The organism is Leptolyngbya sp. NK1-12 (assembly GCF_032598965.1).
Classification (GTDB): Bacteria; Cyanobacteriota; Cyanobacteriia; order Elainellales; family Elainellaceae; genus Elainella.
In genome coordinates, this window is the sequence record NZ_CP053586.1 from 5295085 (window position 1) to 5320909 (window position 25825).

Here is a 25825-nt window from a genome sequence, read left to right on the forward strand (position 1 = left end):
GAATCTTTAGCTGATTCAGCTCAGGAAAACATCCAGCCTCTATCCTCAAAAGCACCAATATCTTCAGCAACGCCCTATGTTTGATTACAGCTTGAGCCGAAGCTCAATATACGCAAAACTGTCCCTGCCTAGTGGGCCAGCGTTACACTCGCAACCTTGCCTCCCATCTTGTTAATCTGCTGGAGGGTGCTGGAGAGCTGCTCATAAGGCACAATAAATTCCCGGTTGCTGCGGCGCACCTTGGGATATCTCGGCAGGCTGATGCCGGCCACCTCAATGCGGTACAACCGCTCTGAAGTACCCGGTACGGCGCTACCAAACACCCGATTGGGTACCACACTCCGCTTAGACGGCAGATAGGCGAAGCCCTCACTGCCACCCGAAGGCGCAACTACGGCTGAAGCACTATTGCGAGCCAGTTCTGCGGCCAACCGAGGTGACGTACCCCCGATCTGTGCCCGGTCGCTATTGGCATAGCCGCGATAAAGGCGGAACATGCGGGTAAAGCCGACAGTTTTTTGCCCGGTTTGGGTTGCAAAACCGCGATAGTAGGGCACGATGGAATCGCCAAAATTCATCTCGTACTCTTCCGAGTCGATGTAGGAATCGATGTCGGCCTCGAAGCCTTCGTTTTGGTAACGGTCGAGGTGCTCGATCACTTCCGCTTCGTCGTAAGGAGCACGACCCAGCAAATGCTTGATGTTTAGCTCGATCACCCGTGTTTGGAAGTGGGGATAGAGGAATTTGCGCTTATAGAGTTCCGATTTAGCAACGGCTCGCACAAATTCCCGCACGGTTAGCTGCCCATTCTTGAGCAGCGACTCCAGACTCGTCAGGCGTTCCGATTCCATCAGGTAATCGTTGCCTAGCACCTGCCGATAAACAGCATTAATGACAGTCTTAGCATCCTCCGGCGACCAGTTTGGCCGCAGCTCAACTGGCCTCGTTTCAGTGAAGCCACTTGTTCCCAAACGGGATGCTCCGGTTGTAATTGCCACAGATGATTCTCCTTCAATAGAGTCCGATCAATCAGATTCGATGAGTATTAGGCTGGGGAGATGTCAACCACGCGGCTGCCTCGTTGGTTCAAGCGCTGGAGCGTAGGAGAAAGCTGCTCGTAGCTCACCAGAAACTCACTGGTACTGCGCCGAATTTGAGGGGTGCGTCCGCTAGCGGCTTGGGTGACTCGCACCCGGAAGAGTTGACCGCGATTGCCCCGATTCGTGCTCGCCAACCCTTTGCCAAACCCAGGGGTTCTAACCGGTGTTGCCGAATTCAGAGCTAGTTCCTGAGTCAGTGCGCCAGCCTTGTTTTTACCCTGAGAGCGGTCACTGTTGGCATAGCCCCGGTAGAGCTGGAACATGCGGTTGAAACCAACCGTTTTTTGGCCGCGCTGGGTTTCAAAGCCGCGATAGTGGGGCACAATCGATTCGCCAAAATTTTCTTGATATTCGATGGAATCAATGTAGGAATCAATTTCAGCTTCGTATCCCTGCTGCTGATACAGATTGACATGGGCAGCAATTTCCGCCTCGTCGTAAGGGGCACGGCCCAGCAGATGTTTATAGTTCAACTCAATAAAACGAACTTGGGGAGTCGAATAGAAAAACTTTTTCCGATAGAGTTCAGATTGAGCCAAAGCCCGAACAAAATCCCGCACGCTGATACTGCCCCGACGTAGCAGTGACTCTGCACTCGTCAACCGCTCCGACTCCATCACATGATCATTGCCAAACACCTGCCGATAGGCAGCATTGATCACGGTTTGGACATCATCTTCGCTCCAATTTGCCCGCAGTTCTACCGGCGGAGTGTCAATAAACGGCTCCACGCCGAGCTGCCGAGCTGCCATAGTACTTGTCATCGCTCAGATCCTCAATTGCAATTAGAGAAACAGGAGAAAACAATGCCAGGACAACAGCCTAATACACGCCGCACGCGCTACACGCCGCACGCGCATTATGCCGCTGTCCTGGAGGCAAAAGAGCCTTAGCTCAGAGCATTGATGGCATAGTCAATGTAGGAATTGGCTTCTACCGCTGGGTCGCCAGATAGGCCGTGGTTTGCCTTGATGTGCTTCAGAGCTTCCACATACCAGCTGGGAGACAGATCAAAGGTGCGGTTGATTTCAGCCAAACCGGAGATCAGGTAATCATCCATTGGACCCGTGCTGCCTGCAACTAGACAGTAGGTGATCATGCGGATGTAGTAGCCGATGTCCCGCACACACTTCGCACGGCCCGTGTTGCTGGATGCATAGTTGGAGCCTTGCATTTGCGTGGTGTAGGGGAACTTCTGATACACCGCGTTAGCAGCGCCTTCAGCCAAGCTTTGCGCCTTGGAGCTGAGAGATTTTGCAGCATCTAGGCTAGCTGTAGCTTGACGCATCCGACCAAATGCGACCTGAAGTTCAGCCGAGCTGAGGAAACGGCCTTGAGAATCTGCGGTTGCGACTGCCTCTGTTAAAGGAGTTTTCATACTGGATGACCTCTCAATAAATGTGGAAAAGTGTGCAAAGTGTAAGCGTCGATGCTTGATCAGATAGAGTTGCCTTATTTGCAATTAGGCAAACCCTAAACAAGTAAGCGACAAAACGAGCAACGAGCGCATTAAGCAACAGCCGCAGCAGCCCGATCAAAGTAGCCGCCCAGCTCAGACATCAGGGAGCTGCAATCGCCACGAGTTACACCATTGGGGTCGTTAGCAATTGCAATGGCTGCATCCTTCATTTTTTGTACGCCAACAGCCACCGAAGCACCGGGCACACCTAGAGCCAGGTAGGTCTCGCGCAACCCATTCAGGCAGCGATCATCGAGGACGCTAGCATCGCCAGTAAAGGCTGCGTAGGTGACATAGCGCAAAATGATTTCCATGTCGCGCAAGCAAGCTGCCATCCGCCGGTTGGTGTAAGCATTACCGCCCGGAGCGATCAGCTGAGATTGCTCAGCAAACAGAGCACGAGCTGCATCGGCCACGATCTTGGAGGAATTGGAGGTGATACGGTTAACCACATCCAAGCGCTTGCTGCCTTCAGCAACCATGTTCTTCAGGGCATCAATTTGCGAATCACTGATGAATTCGCCGCGAGCATCCGCTTGAGCAACCACTTTAGTGAAAGCGTCTAGCATTCTAGTTATCTCCTAATCATTGACTTGAGTTTGGATTGGCTCAAAGCCTACGTGATTGATTTTGCTTGTCCGCCATCATTTCGACCAGAGATTGACACACGAATCTGTGCGATTTAATAAACCGTCGCAGTCTCGGCGTCAGGAACAGATTCATTGAGCTATGTTCGTTTAGCTACATCTGAACTATCTCTGATCAGTCAAACTATTTGGCGAGGCAAACAATCCCAACGAGTGTCCGGACCTCACCCTACGGTCATCTCAATGGAGTATTTCAAATCGGTCATCTTAATGGCGTTCGAGTGAGTTTTTAAGAATCCTGACCCCCGACCTAAACAGCCCGGAGGCCAGTTGCTTTTGGACCACCATCGATTAAAGCAACCTGTTTGTGCAAACTTTGTGCAATTCTAGCAGCATTAAATCACAATCCGGTTAAGAAATGTTGAGAACGCCGCAAACTCTCTCAGCGCAAGCAGTTCCAGGTTTGCAGTGAAATGAAATAGCCGTAATCTATCTTTACATTGTTTTATGTCTTTTAACAGTAATGAGGAATGATTGTAGGGGGCAGGGGGTGGGGAGTAGGGAGTAGGGGGTAGGGGGTAGGGGGTGGGGAGTAGGGAGTAGGGGGTAGGGAGTAGGGGGTAGGAGTTGCAAATTTAGTGAGTCTGTTCAGGATTCTGTGTCAATTTGTCAATTGAATGGTTCAAAGAAAGTGTCTCAAATTCCATCCCACTCGCGAGTGAACAGCGGGCTGTAGAGTAACGTCTGGCCGTCCAAATTAGGGTAAGCACTGAGTGCACTCCTACGGCAGCCCTGAAGAATCACAGCTTGGACTCCCCGCCCGCAGACTAGGGCAACGCAGCGCACTTGTAGTGTACTTCCAATAGCCTGCAAATCAATTGCGGGTAAGCCTCCTGCCTCCTCAAGTACTTCCTCTAGCTAAAATAAACTTTTGTAAACTCAATTCATCAAATTTGAAGTTTTACTGCAATCGCTAAAGCTAGGATTAAGGAGTTGATTGGAGTATAAGTCGGTGCTGTGCTTTTTGGCGGCATTTTGAGTGCTGCTGTTTGATAAATATGTTTTTGAAGTTTACTTTATAAACTTTTGTGTAGTGCCACGATGACCAGCCAACGGCAAACCCAGAAAGGTGCCCTTTCCCCCGCGTCCCCAAAGACATCTCCAAAGACGTCCTCAAAGGCAGCGTCCAAAAGGCGGGATAGCATTGCGGATGAACTGCGGCGGCAGCGGCAGCGGGTCGAGTTGTTTGCCGAGGTGACGCTGAAAATTCGCCAATCCTTGCAGCTCAAGGAAATTTTGCGAGCCACCGTCACCGAAGTGCAGCGGATTTTGCAGGCCGATCGGGTGTTGATCTATCAGGTGCTGCCCGATGGTACCGGCAAGCCGATCAGCGAAGCCGTGTTACCTGCCTATCCCGAGATCCTGGGAATGGAGTTTCCAGAAGAGGTGTTTCCCAAAGAATATCAGCAGCTCTATGCCCAAGGTCGGGTGCGGGCGATCGCGGATGTGCGGGACCCGGCAGCGGGATTGGCGGAATGTTTGGTGGAGTTTATCGAGCAGTTTGATATCAGGGCCAAGCTGATTGTGCCGATTCTGCAAAACTTGAACTCGCCCCAGATCAATGCATCAATTCCGGAGAACCAACTTTGGGGTCTGTTGATTGCCCATCAGTGCAGCCAGCCCCGCCGTTGGGATGACTTTGAGCTAGAGCTGATGCAGCAGTTGGCTGATCAGATCAGTATTGCTTTAGCGCAAGCCCAGTTGCTTGGCCACCTTGAAGAACTAGTAGAAATGCGCACGGCAGAACTGCGAGAAGCAAATCACAGCCTTCAGCAGGAGATCAACGACCGGATGCAGGCAGAATTTGCTTTACGGCAAAGTGAGGAACAGCTCCGTTTGATTACCAATGCTCTGCCGGTGTTGATTGCCTATGTAGATGACCAGCAGCGGTACCGCTTTAATAATCAAGCCTATGCTGATTGGTTGGGTCAACCGCCAAGCCAGATCTGCGGCTGCCATCTGCAAACCGTCTGGGGCGAAGATTGCTACCACCGTATGTCTCCCTATGTAGAAGAGGCGCTTTCCGGTCGAGCCGTGGTTTACGAAACGGAAATCAAAATCAAAACGGGAGCAATCCGTTCGGTTAATGTCACCTACATTCCCCATCTGGACGAGCAGCAAACGGTGAAGGGGTTCTTTGCACTTACGAGCGATATTAGCGAGCGCAAGGCAATTGAACGCATGAAAGATGAATTTATCTCAGTCGTCAGCCATGAGCTGCGAACGCCCCTTACCTCGCTGCATAGCGCCCTGAAGATTTTAACCACGGGCCGCTTGGGTACTCTTTCCACCGACGGGCAGCAGATGCTAGAAATTGCCGATGAGAACACTGACCGATTGGTGCGCTTGGTGAACAACGTGCTGGACTTGCAGCGGATCGAGTCGGGCGAAGTACGGATGGAAAAACAATCCTGTAATGCGGCAGATTTGATGATCCAGGCAATCGAATCAATGCAGCCGATGGCCCAACAGCATGAGGTAATTCTGTCTAATCATCCGGTAGATATCCTGATCTGGGCCGATTCTGACTACATTGTCCAGGCGCTAACCAATCTGCTCAGCAATGCCATCAAGTTTTCGGCACCGGGTGACACGGTTTGGTTGTCGGTCGAGTATACCGATTCAGCCCAATCCGCTAAATCATCGGGCGCTCGGTCGGTGATCCCTGCTGCGCGGCGGAAGGGGCGCAAGTCGGCCAAATCCCAACCCATTCCTGCCGAGGTCCTGTTTCAAGTACGCGATCAGGGACAGGGAATTCCGGCTGATAAACTCGAAAGTATCTTTGAGCGATTTCAGCAGGTGGATTCGTCGGACTCGCGGCGCAAGGGCGGTACTGGGCTGGGATTGACGATTTGCCGCAAAATTATCGAACAACATGAGGGCAGAATTTGGGCCGAAAGCAAACTCGGTGAGGGCAGTACTTTCTTTTTCACCGTGCCGGCGTTGCAGCAGCGTTGAGTGGATGCATGGTAGCTCGCTTCTGCGGGTCGCGCAGCGTTGCCGTAGGCAGTAGCAGTTGAGTGAATGAGGTGAGTGGTTGAAAAAGCTATGGCAACCAAGCGTGTTTTGATCATTGACGACGAAGAAACGATTCAGACCGTGGTGCAGTTTGGCATTCGCTTGACGGTTGGCTGGGATGTGATCACTGCCAGCTCTGGCCCGACGGGAATTGATACTGCCAAAACCGAACGCCCGGATGTGATTCTGCTGGATGTGATGATGCCAGAGATGGACGGCATCGCTACTTTCAAAGTGCTCCAGGCGAATCCAGAGACCGAACAGATTCCAGTCATTTTTTTGACAGCAAAAGCCCAGGCTGCCGAGCGGCGGCAATTCAATGACTTGGGTGTGAGTGGAGTGATTACTAAACCGTTTAATTCACTTGATTTACCAGAGCAAATTGCCAAAATTCTGCACTGGCCGTTGGAATCATGAAAATCCTGCTGATCGAAGACGATGAGGCATTGATTGCCGCCTTAACTCGCAGTTTATCTGCCCAGCACTATGTGGTGGATGCGGTGAAGGATGGCGAGAGCGGCTGGCTCTATGGCTCTACGTTTGAGTATGACCTGATTATTTTGGATATCATGCTGCCCAAGCTGGATGGGATTAACCTCTGCCAGCGATTGCGGGCCGAGGGCTACACGATACCGATTTTGCTGCTAACCTCCCAAGACAGCAGCACCGCCAAAGTGGAAGGACTGAATGCCGGAGCCGATGACTATGTGGTGAAACCGTTTGATCCGGCAGAGCTGATCGCCCGCATCCGTGCCCTACTGCGACGAGGCAGCGCTAACCCACTACCCATCCTGGCCTGGGGCGATTTGCTGCTCAATCCTAGCACCTGCGAAGTCACCTACAACAATCAGCCCCTCACCCTCACGACTAAAGAATATGACTTGCTGGAACTGTTGCTGCGCCATAGTCAGCAGGTGCTCTGTAGCGACGAAATTTTGGATCGGCTCTGGTCGTCGGAAGAGTTCCCGGCTGAAGCGACGGTGCGCTCCCATATTCGACGGTTGCGGCATAAGCTGGCGGCAGCGGGCGCTCCATCCGATTTCATCAGCACGATGCACGGACGCGGCTATTACCTGAAGGGGCTAGATGCTTTACCTGAATCGAAACTGCCTCTCCGTTCGCAAAGCACAAACTCATCCCAGGCCGAACCTGCGACCGCTGCAAACCCGCCCAGCACTGACTCAAATCAAGAAGTAGAGCAGGCTCAACAGCAGGCCCAATATGCAGAATTTTTAAATCGTACCTGGCTTACCACTAAGCCCAAATGCCTCAGCCAGCTAGCAGATCTGTTGCAGATGGTGCAGGCGCTAACGTCAGCCCCTCCCCTTGCTAGGGCCAAATTCCTGAGCCAAGCGGAGCAACAGCAGGCCTATCAAGTGGCTCACAAGCTGATCGGCACATTGGGAATTTTTGGCCTCAAGGACACGGTAGATAGGGCACGTCAGTTGGAAACTCTGTTCAGCGCTGACCTCGCTCCTGCTCAAGCAGCTCAGGCAGAAACCTTGATTGTCAGTCTCCAGCAGGCTATCCAGAACATTGATGCCATTCCCTCTCAACCATCCTCAAAGCAGTCTCCCGCCCAGTCGTCTAAATCTTCTGCTAACGAAAAATCTCACACCGCCTCCGCCACCAAAGTCATGATCGTTGATGATGACCAGGACTGGTTATGTACCCTGCCCAAACTCCTGAATCCCTGGGGGTTTAAAGTGACGACCTTGGCGGATGTGCAGCAATTTTGGACGGTACTGCGGACAGTTTGCCCAGATGTTTTGGTGCTGGATGTGAACATGCCCCAGTTCAATGGTTTGGAGCTTTGCCAAATGCTAAGGGATGATCCCCACTGGCAGCGGCTACCCGTAGTGTTTGTCAGCGTTTTTGACGATGCGGCGACTCAAAATCAAGCCTTTACGGTAGGGGCTGACGACTATTTGTGTAAGCCGGTGCGGGCGACTGACTTAGCCAACCGAATTCTGAATCGACTGCGACGAATGCGAGCTTGGGCCAGTTGATCTGACCTCAGGATCGTAGAATAGGATGTGCACACATTTTGCACGAGCTATAGGCGAATCTTAAGATAAGGAATATTTAGCCTGGTAGGACGCTATGTCAAATTCTCTCAATCCCCCTCTGCGCAATCAACAGCATGCTTTGATTCAAAAGCTGGCGAATGGAATTGAACGAATTTGGCAACAGTATTTGGATTTATCTCCTTACCAGGTGCCAGACGATCTGGGATACGTTGAAGGATATCTAGAAGGCGAGCGGTTGGTGATTGAAAACCACTGCTACCAAACGCCTCAGTTTCGCAAATTGCATCTAGAGCTAGCTCAGGTGGGCAAGGGATTGGATATTCTCCACTGCGTTATGTTTCCCAACCCAGCCTATGCCCTGCCGATTTTTGGGGCAGATATTGTCGGCAGTCGGGGAGAAAAGGCTGCCATTAGTGCCGCCATTGCGGATCTATCTCCGGTGAGTGCCGATCGCTCTTTGCCAGCGGTCTATCAGGCTCAGTTGGCTGAACTACCGCCGCTTCAGTTTTCCCAACCGCGGGGCTTACCGCCCTGGGGCGATATTTTCTCGGAGTTTTGTTTGTTTGTGCGTCCGGTGACAGCTGAGGAAGAAGCGGTGTTTCTGGAGCGGGTGCTGACTTTTTTGACGATTCACTGCCAAATTGCTAGCACTGCCACCCCGTTGCAGGCTTCGACTGAGGTATCCAAGGTTCTAGCTGGCCAGCAGCGCTATTGTACCATGCAGCGGCAGAATGATAAAACACGCCGAGTGCTGGAGAAATCCTTTGGTACCGAATGGGCCGAGCGCTATATGACAACCATGCTGTTTGACTGCGTTGCGGTTTGATCAACCCAATCCTTCTGAACCCAATCCTTCAGCGCCGGTAGGCGAGCACAAATCGCTCCACCCCTGCCAGGTCAGGATGAATGGCAATGGATTGGTAGTCGCCCTGGGCTTGCAGCAGCGTCGCTACGGTTTTGGCTTGGCCCGCCATCAGTTCAACGAGCCAAATTCCACCCGATTGCAGGTAAGCTGGCGCATCACTAATCAACTGACGGACGCAATCTAGACCATCTTCGCCACCGTCAAGGGCAAGCTGTGGCTCATGTTGGGCTACTTCGGGCTGGAGGTCAGAAATCTGGCTACGGGGGATATAGGGCGGATTGGAAACCATGCCGCTGAGTTGACCGCGCAGGTGCTGGAGCGGGGCAAACCAGGAGCCTTGATAAAACTGAATACGGGACGCCATCCGGAACTGCTGGGCGTTCTGTTGGGCAATCGCCAACGCAGCGGCACTGGTTTCGACAGCATGAATCTTGGCCTGGGGCAAGGCATCGGCCAAGCCCAGCGCAATCGCCCCGCTGCCAGTTCCTAAATCAGCCCAGTGGCCCTGTCGCGGCTCAGAACATGCAGACTGCTCAACGGCTGCCAGTGCTAGATCAATCAACAGCTCGGTTTCGGGGCGGGGAATCAGCACTGCTGGTGAAACGGTCAGGGAAAACTGTCGCCAGGGAACACAACCAGCTAAATACTGCACAGGAATTCGCTGCTGAAGTCGGCGTTGCCAGAGTTGGTCTAGATCGGCAGGGGAGCAAGCCAGGGTGATTTCGGGTTTGGTCTGGAAGGTTTCTAGCCGCAGGGCCAGCCGATCTAGGTCAGTTAGGGCTTGTAGCAACCAATCCACTTCTACTACCGGAACCTCGGCTGCAATCGCTTGAGCTTGGGCCTGTTTGCGCCAGTGATAGAGCACTGGCCCAGAGATGGTGTGGGTCGGACTGGGAGGAAAATTAGCCATGAGTGCGGACTAGGTTGAGGGCGGAGGGGGCGGCTTGAGCGTCAACTGCATACCTGCTGCATTCGTTGCAGCTAAGTCAAAACGATGCTTGAGAATAGAGCTAGAGTTGCGTATGAGCCGTAGGATCAACAAGATCATGATTGCCTTGCGGCGCGTTAGCGCTATCGTACTTCAAACGAGGGGTTGGAGGTGAGGATGGGAACAGCTTGGAGATACTGGACCCATACGCGGCTAGAGGGTTCTGGGAAGCTGAGACGGCAGGAAATTCTGGTTGCCCAGGCGTTTTTTCAACAGCAGTTTCCCGACTTGCTAGAAGCTGAGGATCTGCCCGATCTGCTGATCCAACGTCAGCTAGTTGCAGTTATGCAGGAGAGCGGCGAACGGGGCCAATCCTCTCGATTAGCCGAAGCCTGTCTGCGCTGCTTTGTCTCGCAGCAGATCCCGCAAATTTGTTTGAATTTAGAACGTCGCTTTGCCACTCAGGGCCAGTTTAGCTGCCAGGATCTACTGCCCTATGTCCTGGACGATGTCGATCCGCTCCAACCTTGCGATGATGGGCTCGGTTCCCCCGCTGTGGCCACGCTACGCCATCAGCCGTTGGCCGTCAAGATTGTCCAGAGCTTTGATCCCAGGCAAAGTAATTTGAGCACCTGGACAAAGCGGCTTGTGCTCCAACAAAAATTGCTGAATGCGGCCTTGACCGAGTGCGGCATCTACTTAGCCAGCGATTGGGCTATTTTGAGCCACACCACCCCGGTCCGGTTACAGCGGCTGTTGGCGGATGGGGTGTCTCCGGCAGAAATGGATCGAGCCTGTCAGTTACTGAGTAGCTTTCACGCCATCTACCGAGCCGACCGGATGCAGCGTCGCGCCACCAACCCCGGCCAACGGTGCAGTGAGCCTAGCGAAGACCAGCTCAACCGCATGGTGGACTATTTAACGCAGCAGAGGATTTCCGGCGACTCGCCAGCGCGGGTATTGCGAGAGCTACGAGACTTGGCCCAGAAGCTGCGGCAGGGCAAGAGCAAGGCGACGCTATCGCTTGATGATGAGCAGATCCGATTTCTAGCTAATCAGCAGCAGGTGCAGTCTGCTGAACCAGACGATGGGCAGGATGCGTTTCTGAGACGCTATCGGCAACAATCGGAACAGTGCCTGATGCAGGCAATCCAGCAGGCGGTTGACAATCGCCTCGCCTATCTGCGCAGCAAAAAACCCCCTAAAGATCCAGAAGCTCTGCCGGACGATCGGGCATTTCTGAAAGCGCTGCGGCTGTTCTATTGCGAAAATAAGTCGATGACCGAAATTGCGCCCTTGGTGGGCAAACAAAAACAGTTTCAGGTGACGCGCCTGCTGAAACTGGACGATTTGCGAGCCGATGTGCGCATGGCCTGGCTATTCCTGATGGTGGACCAACTGGATCAGGTGTTACAAGAGTATCTCAGTACTGACCAACTCCAGCACTTGCAGCAACGCCTCAAACAAGAGCTATGGGCCGACATCTGCCAAAAGTGGCTGCTGATGCTGGGCAATCAGCCGGATGTGCTGCTGAAAGACTACCTGAATCAAGGTGAGTTTTTGCTCGGTGAGCTGATCGACCGCATTCTGAATCAGGACGTGACCAGCACCTACAGCAAAAAATCCGTGCCCCAACCCGAATCGCAAAATCCCTATGCCCGTTGCTTCTGCCAGTATTTGCATCTTTTGGAGACCTAAACCATGAACTTTTTTCTCGACGACGAATTGATTACCGCTCAATTACTGTCCCCTGAGGGGATTTCCCTGGCTCCTGAGCAGATCAACTGGGCGCTAGAGCTAAGCCAACAGGCAACCACCGAGGCCGAACGCTGGCAAACCTATCTGAGTGGACTGGCCCTGCTGGGGGTTCAGGAATGGCTGCAACAGCGCTTGCCCGATTTGGCCCTCAAGAGCGACTGGCTGCCGGGCCGCAACCTGTCTGTAACTAAGGCAAAGCAGGCTGCACTGAGCCAGCAGGTCTGCCAACTGCAGATCGGTGAGTTTAGGCTGTACTTACTGTTAACTGATTGCCTCGAAGACCCAATGGTGGCAATTCCCAAAGCGATTGTTGATCTGACTGAGTTTGCTGCCGATTTTTATCTATTAGTAGAAGTGCTAGAGGAACTGGCGGAAGTGCGGGTTTATGGTTATTTGCCCGGTAGCCAGCTCATCGCTCGTGCCCACCAACAAACCCCAACTATCCAATTCGATCCTCAGCTCGATCCGGAGACCATGCTGCTGCCAGTGGATCAATTTACCCACGAGGTAGACACCCTGTTGCTGCACTTGCGCCACTCAGATGCAGCTGCTCTCAGAACCGCCTCAGCTGCTTCCCGGTCTGCTTCTCCCCATTCTCCACTCTCCCCATCTCCCGCCATTAATGTTGGCGCTTGGTTACGCAATCGGCTGGACCAGGTAGCAGAAGAACTGTCCTGGTTGCTGCTGCCGCCGGTTGCCTTCAACCTAGAAGGAGCAATGATGGCGATGCGCTCAGCCCGTTCGCCGATAGAAGACCTGGATGCGGTGATTACCGAGCTGATCCGCGAACATCGACTAGAGATTTCGCCAGAAGCCCGCTCTGCCTACTGGGATTTTCAGGTGGGTACAACTGCATTGCGGCTCTATGTCCTGGGCTGGGCCTTGGCATCTGCTGCAGACTCGCCCGAATGGTCGCTGCTGCTGGTTCTCGGTGCCCAACCTAGCACCCATTTGCCATCCGGAACTGTGCTCAAGGTGGAGGACGCCATGCAAGTGCTGGCCGAAGAGCAGCTCGATCAATCGCCCTACCTCTATGCGCAAGTTGCAGGCACCTGGGATGAACAGTTTCGAGTCACGGTTGCTTTGCCCAATGGAGAATCGCTGGTCTTGCCACCGTTTGCCTTCAATCCAGACGCAATTGATCCTAGACCTGCGTAGCTGCCAGTGTTGGTTTTGCTGCCTCAAGCTCAGTGTCTCGTCTACAAATCGCTCTGGCGCGTTTAGCTGTATCGTAGTAGGGCAACCTTCATGGTGCCTCGAAACATATACAATAATATTTCCAAATTCATGTACAAATACATCATCAAAAAGTAACCTGTAAAATATACTACTTGTATGCTACTCTTAAAACGTTTTGCTAGCTGGTGATACATCAGCGCATACCATCTTCAGCCTATAGCTTCACCTCTCACCTTGCCATTTTGTCACCTATTGCGCTGCCCGTTATAATGGTTTGGTCCTATCGTTCTACCAGCCCTGTTGCAAAAAACGACTGTAGAAGTCAATGTGTAGAAATCAATATGTAGAAATTAATTTGAGACTTGTATACACTCGCATACAGGTCGCATACAGGTCGCATACAAGCAGCCAAATATGAGGCTAGAGCAGCCTTACTTGTAGTTTTGCCTAGACTATTTCCCCTTTCTTCTAACATCCTGGCAAAACTATCATCCTATTTGGGTGTACGCCATAGTTCAACTCCTGGGAACCTATTGACGGAACCGAAAGTCAATGGGCAAGGTCTGAGGATTGGCTGTTTGACGACTGATTAGTTCAGCAAAACTTGCCACCAGAATTTGCTCCAGAATCTCCCTCAGAATCTGCATATATCTGCGTGGATGAACACTAAATTCTGCTAAATCCCCTAGTCGTATAAGCTCAGATCTATGTTGGATGCTTCTCTCACTCCCTTCAGCAGTGGTGATATCACTGCCAGCAGCTCTGGGTTGCTTAATCTTAACCAGCGCGACATCCTTGCTCCCCAGTCCAGATCGTCTCTAGCACCGTTGAGTCTGGGGTTAGAGTCAGGTCAACCCTTGATCCTTCGCAGTCAGACTTGGGATTGGTTGGACAGTGGCTTCGCTCCGATGCCGCGCACCTCTGATTTGGGCTGGGAGCAACTCAGAGGCAAATCTGCGCCGCTTGCCTGCGATCGCTTGACAGGTCTGACCTTGGATCAACCCTGGGTGGCCGCTAACAAAGCAGCACGATTCCAGAATTCTGAATTTCTGCATGCCGACCGCCTGCAGGCTGAGTCAACCACTAAACGAGCGGTCAAACGCACAACACCAACGAGACGAGTGGCCATACGTCTCAATGCCGAAGCATTTGACAGAATCAGGGGGTACGGGTTGGTCAATGCAGCGGCGGCTGTTGCTAGATCAATTGATGCACCGAGGTTTGCTAGCCTCGCGGATTTTGGCGGCAACAATTGGAACTTAGATGCTGTTCAGGCACCGGATGTTTGGGCCAGAGGATTCACAGGCCAAGGGGTAACCGTTGCGGTGATTGATTCCGGTGTGGATATTACCCATCCCGATTTGAGAGACAATATTTGGATTAATTCGGATGAAATTGCTGGTGATGGGATTGACAACGATGTGAATGGTTACATCGATGATATCAACGGCTGGAATTTTGGTATCGGTCAAAACAACGCCAATGTATCCCCCGGTACCAATAACTCTGGACAGGAGCATGGCACCCATGTAGCAGGCACAATCGCTGCTAGAAATAATGGAAGCGGCAATACGGGCGTTGCTCCCGATGCCAAAATCATGGCATTGCGGTTGGGCGATGTAGCAGATGGCTGGTTTGTGAATGGCGGCAGTTTGCCGGAAGCGATTCGCTATGCTGTGGACAATGGAGCACGGGTCATTAACCTCAGTTTAGGCAGTGCGGATTCTCCCCAACTCCAGAGTGCCTTAGCCTATGCTGCCTCACGCAACGTAGTTACGGTCAGTGCCTCTGGCAACGAAGGCTTATTGAGTCCGGGAGCACCCGCTCGCTATGCCACCCAGTATGGCTTGTCGGTTGGTGCCGTTAACCGGGAGCGCTCAGTTGCTCGCTTCTCTAACCGGGCTGGAGGTAGTCCACGGCTGCGGCATGTGGTGGCTCCAGGCGTACAAATTTATTCAACTCTCCCTGGTAATTCCTACGGTTTTCTCAGTGGCACCTCGATGGCAACTCCCCATGTGGCTGGCACCGTTGCTCTGATGCTCAGCGCTAATCCTACCCTAACTCACAGTCAGGTGCGACAAATTCTGACGGATACGGCAGTCGGCTGAAGCGGATGCAGTCAGATATGCCACTATGATGAAAACGAAGATGAAACCGAACGTCGGCACCGTCAGCAATTTCAGCGAAAGGAAAACTGGGTGACTATGGAACAGTGGACAGACAACAAACTAGATAAATTGGCCCATACAGTGGCGCAACTAGCCGAACAGATGCAGCAGATGCACCGTCAAATCGGTCAACTGAGCCACCAGGTTCAGCAAACCTGTAGCAGTGTCGATAGTTTGGCGGCTGTGCTTAAAACCCAACCCCTACTGCTGGAAACTCCCTACCTAGACAATTCATCTAATTCATCCAACGTTCTGGATGTGGATTGGCCGACTCGCCTCGCTACGGTCGAACAGCAGATGCAGCAGCTAACCCAGCAAGTGCAGCAGCTAGAGCGACGCATCGCCACCCACTACACCACCAATTACAATCTCGCCAATCTCAGTCTTGCCGTTGCGGCTCCCTTGTCCGGCCCCTTACCTGAGGATGAGGTGGAGGATGAGCCTGATGAGATTTTGTGGGATTTTATGGAACCATCCAATGACCCATAATCGCAACTGCTTCGCAGCAGTTGCCAATAACTCTGATGGTTCAGTTAGAGCAATTGGATCGGCTCTACTGTCGTTCATTCTTCATATTTCTATTCGTGCGTTTAATTAGCAAATAGCTTACCGAGAGGGCCAAAATTGCGCCTCCTAGGGCGAGCAGGTCTAGATTATTGTATTTACTGAAGTCAAAAATAATGATTTTACGAGCAACCGCAATCAGCGAAGTCACAATCACCAATTCAACTTGAACAACATGCTTTTTTAAATAAGCGGTGATATTTTCTAACAGCTCCAGCGCAATCAGAATATTTAGAAACAGACCGAAAATATCAATCAGCGTTTTATCAAAAAAACCAACTGGGTCCGCCATTAGATCCCGAACCAGCAAAATCACCAAATCAGTGAGCGAGATCAGAATCACTAAACTCAAAGCAACAGCCAAAACCTTGGCGGCAATATTTTCTACCCAATGGGCAACGCCAAGAAAATTCTCGTCTTGACCTGCTTTGCTAACTTTCTTACTCAGTTTTTCCCAGGGAGAGATCATAGTCTGCTGCTAAATAGAAAAACACAGGTGATGTAGATAGCTAAGCAAAATCAGCACAGTTAAATCCGCCAGTCACTTGTCCTGTCAAGCTGGGACATCCAAACTGGGACATCCAAAACTGGGACATCAGCTTTTTAGCAGGCTAACCGGCGACTGAATCTATTGAATTTATAGATTCAAAACTATAAGTCAACAGGGCACCATAGAAGAAATTCTATTATTGACTGGACTAATTGGCAAGAATAAATCTGTTCTTTTCTTGTAATTGCTCTGATTGCTTGTCCCGATCTCTTGCCCCTTGGTAACTAATTAATCGGGTACGGATATCTGAACTGCCCGCAGGTTGTGCGACGCACAGCGACACAAGACCGATCACAAACTCCAAATTGGGGCTGAAAGCTAGATAGAGGCAGAGGCAGCTTCTGTAGCATGCTTCTGTAGTACTTTGTCAGTTTTAATACATTAATCCATTCGTCATTGTTGTACACCAAGCACAATCTTTATTGTTGAACTCTATGTCTACCTTGCTTGTTAAAAATATCCATACCTTGGTCACAATGGATGCAACTCGCCGGGAAATTCGGAATGGAGCATTGCTAGTCCGAGACAACAGGATTGAACAAGTGGGAACAACCTTGGCGTTGCCTCAAACTGCTGATGAAGTTTTGGATCTACAAGATCGTTTCGTTGTACTTCCCGGTCTTGTCAATACGCATCACCATTTTTACCAAACCCTGACCCGTGCAGTTCCAGCCGCTCAGAACTGTGATTTGTTTAACTGGTTGCAAACCCTTTATCCTATCTGGGCCAAGCTCACGCCAAGGGCCGTGTATGTCAGTGCGCAAATGGCTGCCGCCGAGTTGATATTATCAGGCTGTACAACGGCTAGCGACCATCTCTATGTCTATCCAAACGGCAGTAGATTAGATGACGAAATTCAAGCCATCCAGGAAATTGGGCTGCGCTTTCATGCTAGTCGAGGCAGCATGAGTGTTGGGCAAAGCCAAGGGGGATTACCGCCTGATTCTGTAGTTGAGCCAGAAGCAGAGATTTTGAAGGACAGCCAGCGCCTGATTGAGCAATATCATGACAACACTCGGCATGCGATGCTGCGAATTACCCTAGCACCCTGTTCCCCCTTTTCCGTGTCTCCGGATCTGATGCGGGAATCGGCAGCGCTGGCAAGAGCGTATCCCGGTATTCGCCTGCACACCCACCTAGCAGAAAACAAGTCCGATATCGAGTACAGCTTGGCGACCTTTGGCATGACGCCAGGGGACTATGCCGAATCTGTCGGTTGGGTAGGGGCGGATGTTTGGCATGCTCACTGTGTTCAGTTGGATGATCGGGCGATCCAGCAATTTGGCAAGACCGGAACTGGGGTGGCCCATTGTCCGTGTAGTAATATGCGTCTGGCAAGCGGTATGGCTCCGATTCGAAAAATGCTGAATCATCAAGTTCCCGTAGGTTTAGGAGTCGATGGCTCGGCCTCGAACGACACCTCAAATCTATTGAATGAAGCCCGTATCGCTTTTCTGATGGCGCGAGTTCGCGAGCTGGATGCCTCGGCTATGACTGCCCGCGATGCCTTAGAACTGGCTACTCTGGGAGGAGCAAAGGTCCTGGGGCGAGACGATGTTGGCTCTTTGACGGCTGGTATGTCAGCCGATTTCATTGCTATCAATCTGGATCGGCCCGAATTTGCTGGTGCTCTCCACGACCCAACTGCCGCAATGATTTTCTGCCAGGTCAATACGGTCGATTACAGTTTTATAAACGGTCGAAAAGTTGTGGATCAGGGACGAATAATCACAATTGAACTGGAACCGTTGGTGGAAGAACACAATAAATTAGCAGCTCAACTGATCCATAGTTGATCCACCTAAAGTTAATCCATCTAACGCTTAGGTTTGGCAACTCTAGAAAATAGAGAATTAGACTTGGGCCGGACCGGAACTTTTTTATCACACAGCAATGCCCATGTGACAGAATCCACGATGCCGTCGTCTCGCAAATGGTGCTGACGCTGAAACGCAAGCACAGCCGCCTTCGTTTCTGCATCATACATGCCGTTTCGCTGCACCCTATAGCCATTCACCTGCAGCAGCCCCTGTAGCTCATAAACATCTGCTCCTGCATAGCCTTGACGCAGGGTTCGTGCTCCAGGCTTAACCGTTGCCATCAAGGTGCTCCAGGTCTCAGGTCCCACTACTCCATCGATCCGCAACCTATGCCGTCGTTGAAAGGTTTTAACGGCTACTTCGGTACGCCAACCAAAATCGCCGTCCACTCGTAGGCTGAAGCCATGAGCGTTGAGCAGTTCTTGCATCCGCGCCACGTGGGGTCCCACATCCCAGGGATAAAGAACGGGTGGGGCAGAAGGAACACTACTGGACTGGTGAGGTAAATCGGAGAGATGGCTGTCCATAATCGGCTGTCCACAATCGGCTGTCCACAATCAGCTGTTCACAATCAGCTGTTCACAATCGGCTGTTCACAATCGGCTGAGGAGCACCACAATACTGCTTCTTCTAGCATAATCCTATGCAATCAACCGCTAAGCAAAGCACTTCTTCTGGCTGTGACCAACTTTTACCAATCAGATACCAATCAGATACCAATCAGAGTACTTCCTAGCACCCCTTATCCTTGGTTCGAACCCCATAGCGCAGACATCTGATTCGTTTAGGCCAGATGCCTACCCTGCGTTTGATGCTAATTTTGCTTATCTACCCAACTTCTCAAGCTGAGACTAGCTTTTGCTTCAACCAGATGTCTTCTCTGGCGTGCAAATAGCGCGGATCAGGATGGATCGTGATAGCCCGCTCGTAGGATTCCAGTGCGTTACCGTAGGCCATCATTTCGGCCAGCAGCAGTCCTCGGTTGAACCAGGCTTGGTGGTAGTCAGGCCGCAGGGCTACAGCTTTATCATAGGAGGCCAAAGCCTCGGCATAGCGCTTCAGGCCGCACAAGGCGTTACCACGATTATTCCAAGCGGAACAATAGGTAGAGTCGAGAGCAATGGCTTGATCAAAGGCTGCCACTGCATCGGCAAATTGCTCTGCTTCACAAAGGCTGCACCCTTTACCATGCCAAAAGTCTGAAGAATTTGGATCGGGATCGAGAGCCATCATTGTATTAATCCTCGCTAATCGATGAAATTGGTTGGTACAACTCCATTGTGAATTGCTTCAAACTAAAGCAGGGGGCGGATTCTCACCCCATAAAAGTTCGGTTGAATACCAGGGAGAAATTTAGATAGAAACTAGTTGAATGTAGAGTATATAAAATCACCATGCTGTAGGACAATCACAAGCAAAAAAACGATCCCCGTAGGAATCGTCTAACACAAGTCTCTTGAACTTAAGTATTTGCTTAAGTATTTGCTGGAGTATCTGCTGAAACTATTACTCAGCTTGCCTTTTCCACGTTTTGCTCAGGCTCCAGCGTTGTGCTAGCTGTGCCACCGCCCAAAATGCCAAATCCTTTTTCAGCAAAATACTTGTTGAGCAGTGTACTGACAAGAGAGAGCACAATCGGACCAAGCAAAATTGCCACAATACCTCGGACCGCAAATCCGGGCACCAAAACTGAAGCTAGCCAGAAGCAGATTCCGTTGACGACCAAAGAAAACAAACCCAGCGTCAGGATAGTAATGGGGAGCGACAAGAAAGCCAAAACGGGTCTAATCAACCCATTCACCAAGCCGATCGAAACGCCCGCCAGCATAGCTGCCACAAATGAATTAATGTCAACACCTGGAACAATCAGATCGACAATCAGAAGGCTTAGAGCCGTCACCAAAATTGTTAAAAAATATCCGAGCATTGTAATCTCCTTTACTGAATTGAATACTGAATTGAAGCACGGACCGAAACCATCAGGTTGTGAATTTGACCAAATGATCGGATCAGAGCAAGCCGTTTATATCCAGTTCCAAGTTCTTTCGATAGTGTGTGTAGCTGCTTAGCAGATGATTGGGCGTTTTGCCTACTAATCTATCAATTGGTTTATCCGAGTCGTTAGTTGACCTATCGATAGTCTTGACTACAGATCCAACTACTGCCTAACCACAGATCTAACTATTATTTGATCTACTCATTCAGCTACCGATTGCTCTGTTTACAATCTATCTGCTTACAATCTATGCCACTAATCTATTTGATTTAGTAAAAAAATACCAGAAAAATTTAGGATTGAGTGTTTACGCCAACTGGAGAGGCATGGTACTTTAATTTTGACAAAGCAGTTGGTACGAGTACTTTTGTACGAACTTGACGAAAGTTTGTGCAGCTTTTTAGTACTGGCTGCCTTTAAAGTCAGTTTATAGATTTGGTTCTGTGCCGATAAATTTGTATCGATTTGTATCGATAGCTTGGTGTAGGTAAAAACGGTTTTTCTGGTCTGCTGGAGGTTCAACAAGCGAGCAGTTGAGCAGCTATCAAGCTCTAGCGTTTTGGCAGTTAAAGCGTGCTCTCAGCAGTTTTTTTCGGTTGCTTTGCTTGCTATCGATCCAAAAGCTCGTCAGAGTTTTTGAATTTCAAAACCCCGAGGGGATTTGGGGCTTTCTGGATAGGTTTTTAGTTGAACGGCTGTAGAAGTATCAGCAAGATTGTTGAGAAATGAACGATTAGTAGGTAAAAGTGGTTAATAGGTGAATAGCTAGGTGATTCATATGAAATTTACACGAATTCTACTCGGTATTCTCTTGCCACCCGTTGGGGTTTATTTGACTTTTGGATTCGGCACCACATTGCTGATCAATATTCTGTTGACTCTACTGGGTTGGCTGCCTGGTAGCATTCACGCGCTATGGGCGATTCTGAAGCACGAAGAGCAAGCCAATCAAGCTTCTAGCTGATCTGGAGCTTCATCGGAGCAGGCCATTCCGGGCTTGCTCGTGCAGTCCTCAACCGATGAAAAAAGCTGCCCTAGGGCAGCCGATAAAATTATTGCGCTAGTTCAAGCAGGCGTTGAGTGTCAGATCAGCAAAACCTGTTGAGGTTCCTTCAGTGTCAGCCTAGTTTCTGGCCGTTTGCCACACTTCTTTCAGAAGCTGCTTGATCTTTTGCTCCTTCTGAGCAATGGTAGCGCCTGTTTCGCCCATTTTGATTTGCAGCTCAGATTGCTTCTGTTCTACCCAGCTTGTTCCGCGTTCTGCATCGTTGGCTTTGGTGTTTTCATACCAAACCTTAGCCTTAGCCATGTCTTGCTGAAACTCTTGCTTAAATGTTTCGTAGCGTACACCATAGCGGCCTGTCAGTTTTGCATCCAGCATCGCCAGCTTTTGCTTCACTGAAGCACTGACAGAGGCATAGGTTTCACTCTCCTGAATCGTCCGTAACAGCCGCTCAGCCAAGGTTTTCAGCGAATCAGCAAAGGAACCGACTTGGGGCTGGCTGGTTTCTTCGTCTGCAACTGCAGTCGGTACAATTGGCGCTTCGCTCGTCTGTGCTGCTGGCTCAATAATTTCAACGATGGGTTCAGCAACTGGTTCAGCAACTGGTTCAGCAACTGGTTCAGCGACCGGCTCAACGACTGGCCCAATTACCGGCTCAACAGATTGCTCAAAGCTTACAGGAGTCGTCCCCATCGGCTCTACCGCGAGTGGTTCCACTGTGGACTCTAGAATGGGTGATGCTTGATTGATGGAGGGCTGAACCTCTACAACCACGTCGGCGGCATTTGCTTCCGGCGTTGCTACCAAGTTCTCGTCATCATCATCGATTTTTACTTCTACAGGCGCAGCAGCGGGTTGCATCGTCTCGCTTTCAGCTTGGCGCTTTTCTTTCAAAGTGCTAATTACGGTGCTGGTTGATTCTTTAGCAACCGAGCCAATTTCATTCGCGCCTGCTTTCAGCTCGGTAACGGTTTGGGAAAAAGCATCCTGGAAGATCTTGCGAATTCGCTCAGCGCGGCTACCACCAAGAGCTTTGATTTTCTCTAGTTCGGCAGCGATTTGGTCTTTCTTGGGATTGGTCATGGTCTCCTCCTACGTGAACTAGCTCTTTGGCTAGGATTATTGGTTAGGATCAAATTGGGCGATTGTAGTGAGCTTGTAAAGCCACCCGATTCAGATGGCTTACCACTCATGCACTCATGCACTAGGGACAAACATCACGCGCAAACATCAGGCGTAAACATCAGGAAACAGACGAGCTTGCCGTAGTCTTCTCTTTCCGCGCTTTGCGTTGTTCAATCAAAAACTGAGAAACTTCGGTTGCCAGCAAGGTTACAATCACACCATCATCTAACCAACCCAATACCGGAATCACGTCAGGAGAAATGTCAAGGGGACTGATCAGATACACAAGCGATGCTGCAATTAGCAACCAGCGATATTTAGAATTGCGAAGTGTTTTGCGAATAAAGTTGTACACGAATTGGTTTAAGAATTTCATTCCGTTGCCCTCCACTACAAGATCATCATGCCAGATACGGCTGAATCCGTCTGGTGTGGAAAACCCACGGTTTTAGCGTAGTAGTCCCATCATCCGATTGGGTGAGAGATTGGGTGAGAGAAAATTCGCGATTGATTTGTTGATTATTTGTGATTGATTGTTTGTGATTGATTGTTTGTGACTGAATTGGGCATCCCTGCTAGGATCTTTGAGGCGTGGCTGTATCTGGCAAGAACTCATGGCAGAGGTGTTGGGTGCTGTTCTGATTTTTGTAGTTTGTCCACTGTTGGGTGGGTTGCCGCTGATTGGCTGGATTGTCCAAGCGCTGACCGGGCGCGATCTGGCGAAAACCGGCACTGGAAATGTCAGCGTTTCGGCTGCGTTTTACCATGGTGGCAAGCGGGTCGGGGTGCTGGCGGTTTTGTCAGAAGCTTTTAAAGGAATTGCGGCGGTGCTGTTGGCCCGCAGCTTTTTCCCAACTGAGCCAGCCTGGGAGATTGGAGCGCTGATTGCTCTGGTGATGGGGCGCTACTGGTTTGCCAAAGGAGCTGGAACCACGAATGTCGTCTGGGGTTACATTGTTCACGACCCGATTACGTCGCTGTTGACAGCCATTATTGGCGGGATTGGCTTTACCCTGCTGCGGGAACGTCAGGCCGGTAAGTATGGTGTTTTGGTGCTGCTGCCCTTGATCACGGCACTGCGCTATCCCCATGCCGGTGAATTGATTGGCGCTAATATTGCCTTGAGTATCCTATTAGGTTGGATCTATCAAAAGATTCCTGACGACCTGAATCTGCCTGTTGATCAAGTCCAGTCGAGTTCTAAATCCATGTTTCGATTTTTCCAAGGAGATCGCGCTCTGCTGCCGCTGGATCAATCGCTGCAAGCCGAAAAAGTAGGGGCGAAAGCGGCCACCTTGGCGCAGCTCAAACGTTGGGGCTATCCCGTACCTCCTGGCTGGGTACTGCCGCCCGGTGATGATGCGGCTCCACTGCTGGCGCTTCTGCATCCGTTTCCCGACTATCCAATCGCCGTGCGCTCTTCGGCAATTGGAGAAGACGGAGAAACCGCGTCGGCGGCTGGACAGTACGAGTCGCTGCTGAATATCACTAGCCTGCCCGCTTTGGAACAAGCGATTTTGCGCTGTCAGGCGTCCTACAATTTGCCGGCGGCGGCTCGTTATCGACAGGACCGAGGGGTTGCTGCTGGCGGCATGGCAGTGATTGTGCAGCGCCAAATCCAGGGGGTGTTTTCGGGTGTAGCCTTTAGCCGCGACCCGATTGCTCGTCAGGGAGATGCTGTGGTGATTGAGGCTTTGCCTGGGATGGCAGCAGCCGTGGTTTCTGGACGCCAAACTCCAGAGCAGTACCGCGTCTGGATCGGTGAACCCATCTCGACCGCAAGCGGGCAACAGCCCGCTGATTGGCAAGCCACCGTCGAAGGAGGAGTTGACGGTGGAGTTGAGGGAGAAGGAAACATACCGCTCCAATTAATTCAGCAGGTGGCTTATCTGGCGCGGCAGATCGAGGCTCGCTACCATGGCATTCCGCAAGATATTGAATGGACCTACGACGGCGAGCAACTCTGGCTGCTGCAAGTCCGGCCAATCACGACTCTACTGCCAATCTGGACGCGCAAAATAGCGGCAGAAGTAATTCCCGGCTTCATTCATCCCCTCACCTGGTCGATTAACCGTCCGCTCACCTGCGGCGTTTGGGGCGAGATTTTTACCCTAGTTCTGGGTGAACGAGCCAGTGGTCTTGAGTTTGAGGAAACCGCTACCCTGCATCGCTCGGCGGCCTACTTCAACGCCACCTTGCTGGGCGACATTTTTCGACGCATGGGCTTACCAGCTGAAAGCCTGGAATTTTTGACCAGAGGTGCCAAGTTCAGCAAACCACCCCTGAGTGCCACGCTGCGCAACCTACCAGGGCTGCTGCGCCTCGTCCAAGCAGAATGGCGTCTGCCGCAGGAGTTTGAGCGAGATACAAAGCAACTTTTTGCTCCCGGCTTCGCGGCCCTCCAGGCTCAACCCGTCGCGACCCTAGCGCCTGAGGCTCTGCTGGGCCGAATCGAGCAAATTCTGGCCCTGCTGAAACGCGCCACCTACTACAGCATCATGGCTCCTCTGAGCGCGGCCCTGCGGCAGGCTATTTTTCAGGTTCAGCAAACTCAGCTCGACAACAGCCAGATGCCCGAAGTTGCCGCCATTCGCTCACTGCAAGCCCTTGCAGTAGATTGTCGATCCAGTTTGGCTACTCTCAATCTCCTACCCAACGATTCAGATCAATCCCGTCAGACCTGGTCTGAGCTATCGGCTCAGTTAGCAGCAACCCCAGAAGGACAAGCCGTGCTGCATCAGTTCGAGCAATGGTTGGGGCAGTATGGCTACCTCAGCGAAGTGGGTACCGATATTGCCGTCCCCACCTGGCGAGAAGATCCCGGTCCGGTTCAGGACTTGTGGCTTCAGTTTGTGCAGCATCCCCCCGATTCTCCAGCGGCTGCGATAGCTCCGAAGCAGAATGGGAACAACTGGAAACTGCGCCAAGCCCAACAGCGGCTGAACTTAAAAGGTCAAGTCACCGCCTGTTATAGTCACCTACTGGCCGAATTGCGCTGGAGTTTCGTCGCCCTGGAGCAGTGTTGGCTGCGGTCTGGCTTGCTGGAGCAAGCGGGCGATCTGTTTTTTCTGGAATTCGACGAAATTCAGCAGCTAGTTGCTGACTCCATCTCGATTCCCGACCTGTCTCACCGGGTTGCCCAACGCCGCTCTCAGCTAGAGCACGACCGGCAGCTCACCCCACCCCTGCTCGTCTACGGCCATACCCCACCGATTCTGTTCGATTCAGCTCCAATCGCCAACGCCAAACAGCTCCAGGGAATTGCAGCCAGCCCCGGCCAGGTAGCAGGACAAGTGAGGGTGCTGCAATCCTTCCAGGACAGTCAAAACGGTGTTGCTATTGACCGCAACACGATTTTGGTCGTTCCCTATACCGATTCTGGCTGGGCGGCGCTGCTGGCTAGAGCTGGTGGTCTGATTGCCGAAGTTGGCGGTCAGCTCTCCCACGGTGCAATTGTGGCCCGCGAGTATGGCATCCCAGCCGTGATGAATGTGGCCAACGCCACCCGAATTTTGCAAGACGGTCAGCCAATTCGCATCGACGGAGAGACTGGAACCATCGAGCTGCTGAGCGAGGAGTCGCCTACCTAAAGTAAAGATTTTTTCTACCGAAAGT

The 25825-nt window shown here is 51.4% G+C and carries 22 protein-coding genes; 11 read left to right on the plus strand and 11 right to left on the minus strand.

The genetic code is table 11. The annotated features are described in order from the left end of the window. Positions 1 to 128 precede the first annotated feature (128 nt). The 4 genes from HJG54_RS22430 to HJG54_RS22445 form a co-directional block, all read right to left on the minus strand. Positions 129 to 998: a phycobilisome linker polypeptide gene (locus HJG54_RS22430; protein WP_316431483.1), complete on the minus strand. Its 870-nt coding sequence runs from the start codon at positions 996 to 998 to the stop codon at positions 129 to 131. Between the two features lie 47 nt (positions 999 to 1045). Continuing rightward, positions 1046 to 1864, minus strand: a complete 819-nt coding sequence (locus tag HJG54_RS22435) for a phycobilisome linker polypeptide (protein WP_035998686.1) — start codon at positions 1862 to 1864, stop codon at positions 1046 to 1048. A 125-nt stretch (positions 1865 to 1989) separates the two neighbouring features. Further along, on the minus strand, positions 1990 to 2478 hold the full coding sequence (cpcA, locus tag HJG54_RS22440) for a phycocyanin subunit alpha (protein WP_316431484.1): 489 nt from the start codon (positions 2476 to 2478) through the stop codon (positions 1990 to 1992). Positions 2479 to 2609: 131 nt separating this feature from the next. Next, positions 2610 to 3128 (minus strand): phycocyanin subunit beta, encoded by a 519-nt coding sequence (locus HJG54_RS22445; protein ID WP_035998691.1) that lies wholly within the window; start codon positions 3126 to 3128, stop codon positions 2610 to 2612. 1119 nt (positions 3129 to 4247) lie between these two features. Here HJG54_RS22445 and HJG54_RS22450 point away from each other — a divergent pair. The 4 genes from HJG54_RS22450 (at position 4248) to HJG54_RS22465 (ending at position 9080) form a co-directional block, all read left to right on the plus strand. Next, complete coding sequence (locus tag HJG54_RS22450; protein ID WP_316431485.1) at positions 4248 to 6164, plus strand: ATP-binding protein; 1917 nt, start codon at positions 4248 to 4250, stop codon at positions 6162 to 6164. A gap of 90 nt (positions 6165 to 6254) precedes the next feature. Next, positions 6255 to 6641 (plus strand): response regulator, encoded by a 387-nt coding sequence (locus HJG54_RS22455; RefSeq protein WP_035998694.1) that lies wholly within the window; start codon positions 6255 to 6257, stop codon positions 6639 to 6641. Continuing rightward, positions 6638 to 8233 carry a response regulator gene (locus HJG54_RS22460; protein ID WP_316431486.1) on the plus strand — a complete coding sequence of 532 codons (1596 nt, stop codon included), beginning with the start codon at positions 6638 to 6640 and terminating at the stop codon, positions 8231 to 8233. The genes HJG54_RS22455 and HJG54_RS22460 overlap by 4 nt, the downstream gene beginning before the upstream one ends. 94 nt (positions 8234 to 8327) lie before the next feature. Beyond that, a complete protein-coding gene (locus HJG54_RS22465) occupies positions 8328 to 9080 on the plus strand; it encodes a phycocyanobilin:ferredoxin oxidoreductase (RefSeq protein ID WP_316431487.1) in 753 nt (250 codons plus the stop codon). A 28-nt stretch (positions 9081 to 9108) separates the two neighbouring features. Here the strand turns inward: HJG54_RS22465 and prmC are convergent, their stop codons facing one another. After that, a complete protein-coding gene (gene prmC / locus HJG54_RS22470) occupies positions 9109 to 10029 on the minus strand; it encodes a peptide chain release factor N(5)-glutamine methyltransferase (protein WP_316431488.1) in 921 nt (306 codons plus the stop codon). A gap of 195 nt (positions 10030 to 10224) precedes the next feature. Between prmC and HJG54_RS22475 the strand changes: the two genes are divergently transcribed. From HJG54_RS22475 to HJG54_RS22490, 4 genes are all read left to right on the plus strand, one after another. Beyond that, positions 10225 to 11745 (plus strand): hypothetical protein, encoded by a 1521-nt coding sequence (locus HJG54_RS22475; RefSeq protein ID WP_316431489.1) that lies wholly within the window; start codon positions 10225 to 10227, stop codon positions 11743 to 11745. A gap of 3 nt (positions 11746 to 11748) precedes the next feature. After that, complete coding sequence (locus tag HJG54_RS22480; RefSeq protein ID WP_316431490.1) at positions 11749 to 12963, plus strand: DUF1822 family protein; 1215 nt, start codon at positions 11749 to 11751, stop codon at positions 12961 to 12963. 728 nt (positions 12964 to 13691) lie between these two features. Then, positions 13692 to 15092: a S8 family peptidase gene (locus HJG54_RS22485; protein WP_316431491.1), complete on the plus strand. Its 1401-nt coding sequence runs from the start codon at positions 13692 to 13694 to the stop codon at positions 15090 to 15092. A 96-nt stretch (positions 15093 to 15188) separates the two neighbouring features. Then, positions 15189 to 15641 (plus strand): hypothetical protein, encoded by a 453-nt coding sequence (locus tag HJG54_RS22490; protein WP_316431492.1) that lies wholly within the window; start codon positions 15189 to 15191, stop codon positions 15639 to 15641. A gap of 64 nt (positions 15642 to 15705) precedes the next feature. On the opposite strand, the gene HJG54_RS22495 is transcribed toward HJG54_RS22490, so the two are convergent. Continuing rightward, positions 15706 to 16185 (minus strand): phosphate-starvation-inducible PsiE family protein, encoded by a 480-nt coding sequence (locus HJG54_RS22495; RefSeq protein WP_316431493.1) that lies wholly within the window; start codon positions 16183 to 16185, stop codon positions 15706 to 15708. Positions 16186 to 16700: 515 nt separating this feature from the next. Between HJG54_RS22495 and HJG54_RS22500 the strand changes: the two genes are divergently transcribed. Further along, the gene (locus tag HJG54_RS22500; RefSeq protein ID WP_316431494.1) at positions 16701 to 18062 is read left to right on the plus strand and encodes an 8-oxoguanine deaminase; all 1362 of its coding nucleotides are present in this window, start codon (positions 16701 to 16703) and stop codon (positions 18060 to 18062) included. Between the two features lie 20 nt (positions 18063 to 18082). Here HJG54_RS22500 and HJG54_RS22505 read toward each other — a convergent pair whose 3' ends face one another. The 3 genes from HJG54_RS22505 to HJG54_RS22515 form a co-directional block, all read right to left on the minus strand. Beyond that, positions 18083 to 18613, minus strand: a complete 531-nt coding sequence (locus tag HJG54_RS22505; protein ID WP_316431495.1) for a peptidoglycan-binding domain-containing protein — start codon at positions 18611 to 18613, stop codon at positions 18083 to 18085. 313 nt (positions 18614 to 18926) lie between these two features. After that, positions 18927 to 19319, minus strand: coding sequence for a tetratricopeptide repeat protein (locus tag HJG54_RS22510; RefSeq protein WP_316431496.1), 393 nt, complete (start codon positions 19317 to 19319; stop codon positions 18927 to 18929). Positions 19320 to 19596: 277 nt separating this feature from the next. Beyond that, complete coding sequence (locus HJG54_RS22515) at positions 19597 to 20013, minus strand: phage holin family protein (protein ID WP_035998712.1); 417 nt, start codon at positions 20011 to 20013, stop codon at positions 19597 to 19599. A gap of 847 nt (positions 20014 to 20860) precedes the next feature. Here HJG54_RS22515 and HJG54_RS22520 point away from each other — a divergent pair. Further along, complete coding sequence (locus HJG54_RS22520) at positions 20861 to 21046, plus strand: YqaE/Pmp3 family membrane protein (RefSeq protein ID WP_035998716.1); 186 nt, start codon at positions 20861 to 20863, stop codon at positions 21044 to 21046. A 159-nt stretch (positions 21047 to 21205) separates the two neighbouring features. On the opposite strand, the gene HJG54_RS22525 is transcribed toward HJG54_RS22520, so the two are convergent. Together HJG54_RS22525 and HJG54_RS22530 are read right to left on the minus strand one after the other, a co-directional pair. After that, the gene (locus HJG54_RS22525) at positions 21206 to 22168 is read right to left on the minus strand and encodes a hypothetical protein (protein WP_316431497.1); all 963 of its coding nucleotides are present in this window, start codon (positions 22166 to 22168) and stop codon (positions 21206 to 21208) included. A gap of 160 nt (positions 22169 to 22328) precedes the next feature. Beyond that, positions 22329 to 22586, minus strand: coding sequence for a YkvA family protein (locus HJG54_RS22530; protein WP_316431498.1), 258 nt, complete (start codon positions 22584 to 22586; stop codon positions 22329 to 22331). Between the two features lie 238 nt (positions 22587 to 22824). Here HJG54_RS22530 and HJG54_RS22535 point away from each other — a divergent pair, with 238 nt between their 5' ends. After that, positions 22825 to 25800: a glycerol-3-phosphate acyltransferase gene (locus tag HJG54_RS22535; protein ID WP_316431499.1), complete on the plus strand. Its 2976-nt coding sequence runs from the start codon at positions 22825 to 22827 to the stop codon at positions 25798 to 25800. The last annotated feature ends 25 nt before the right edge of the window (positions 25801 to 25825 follow it).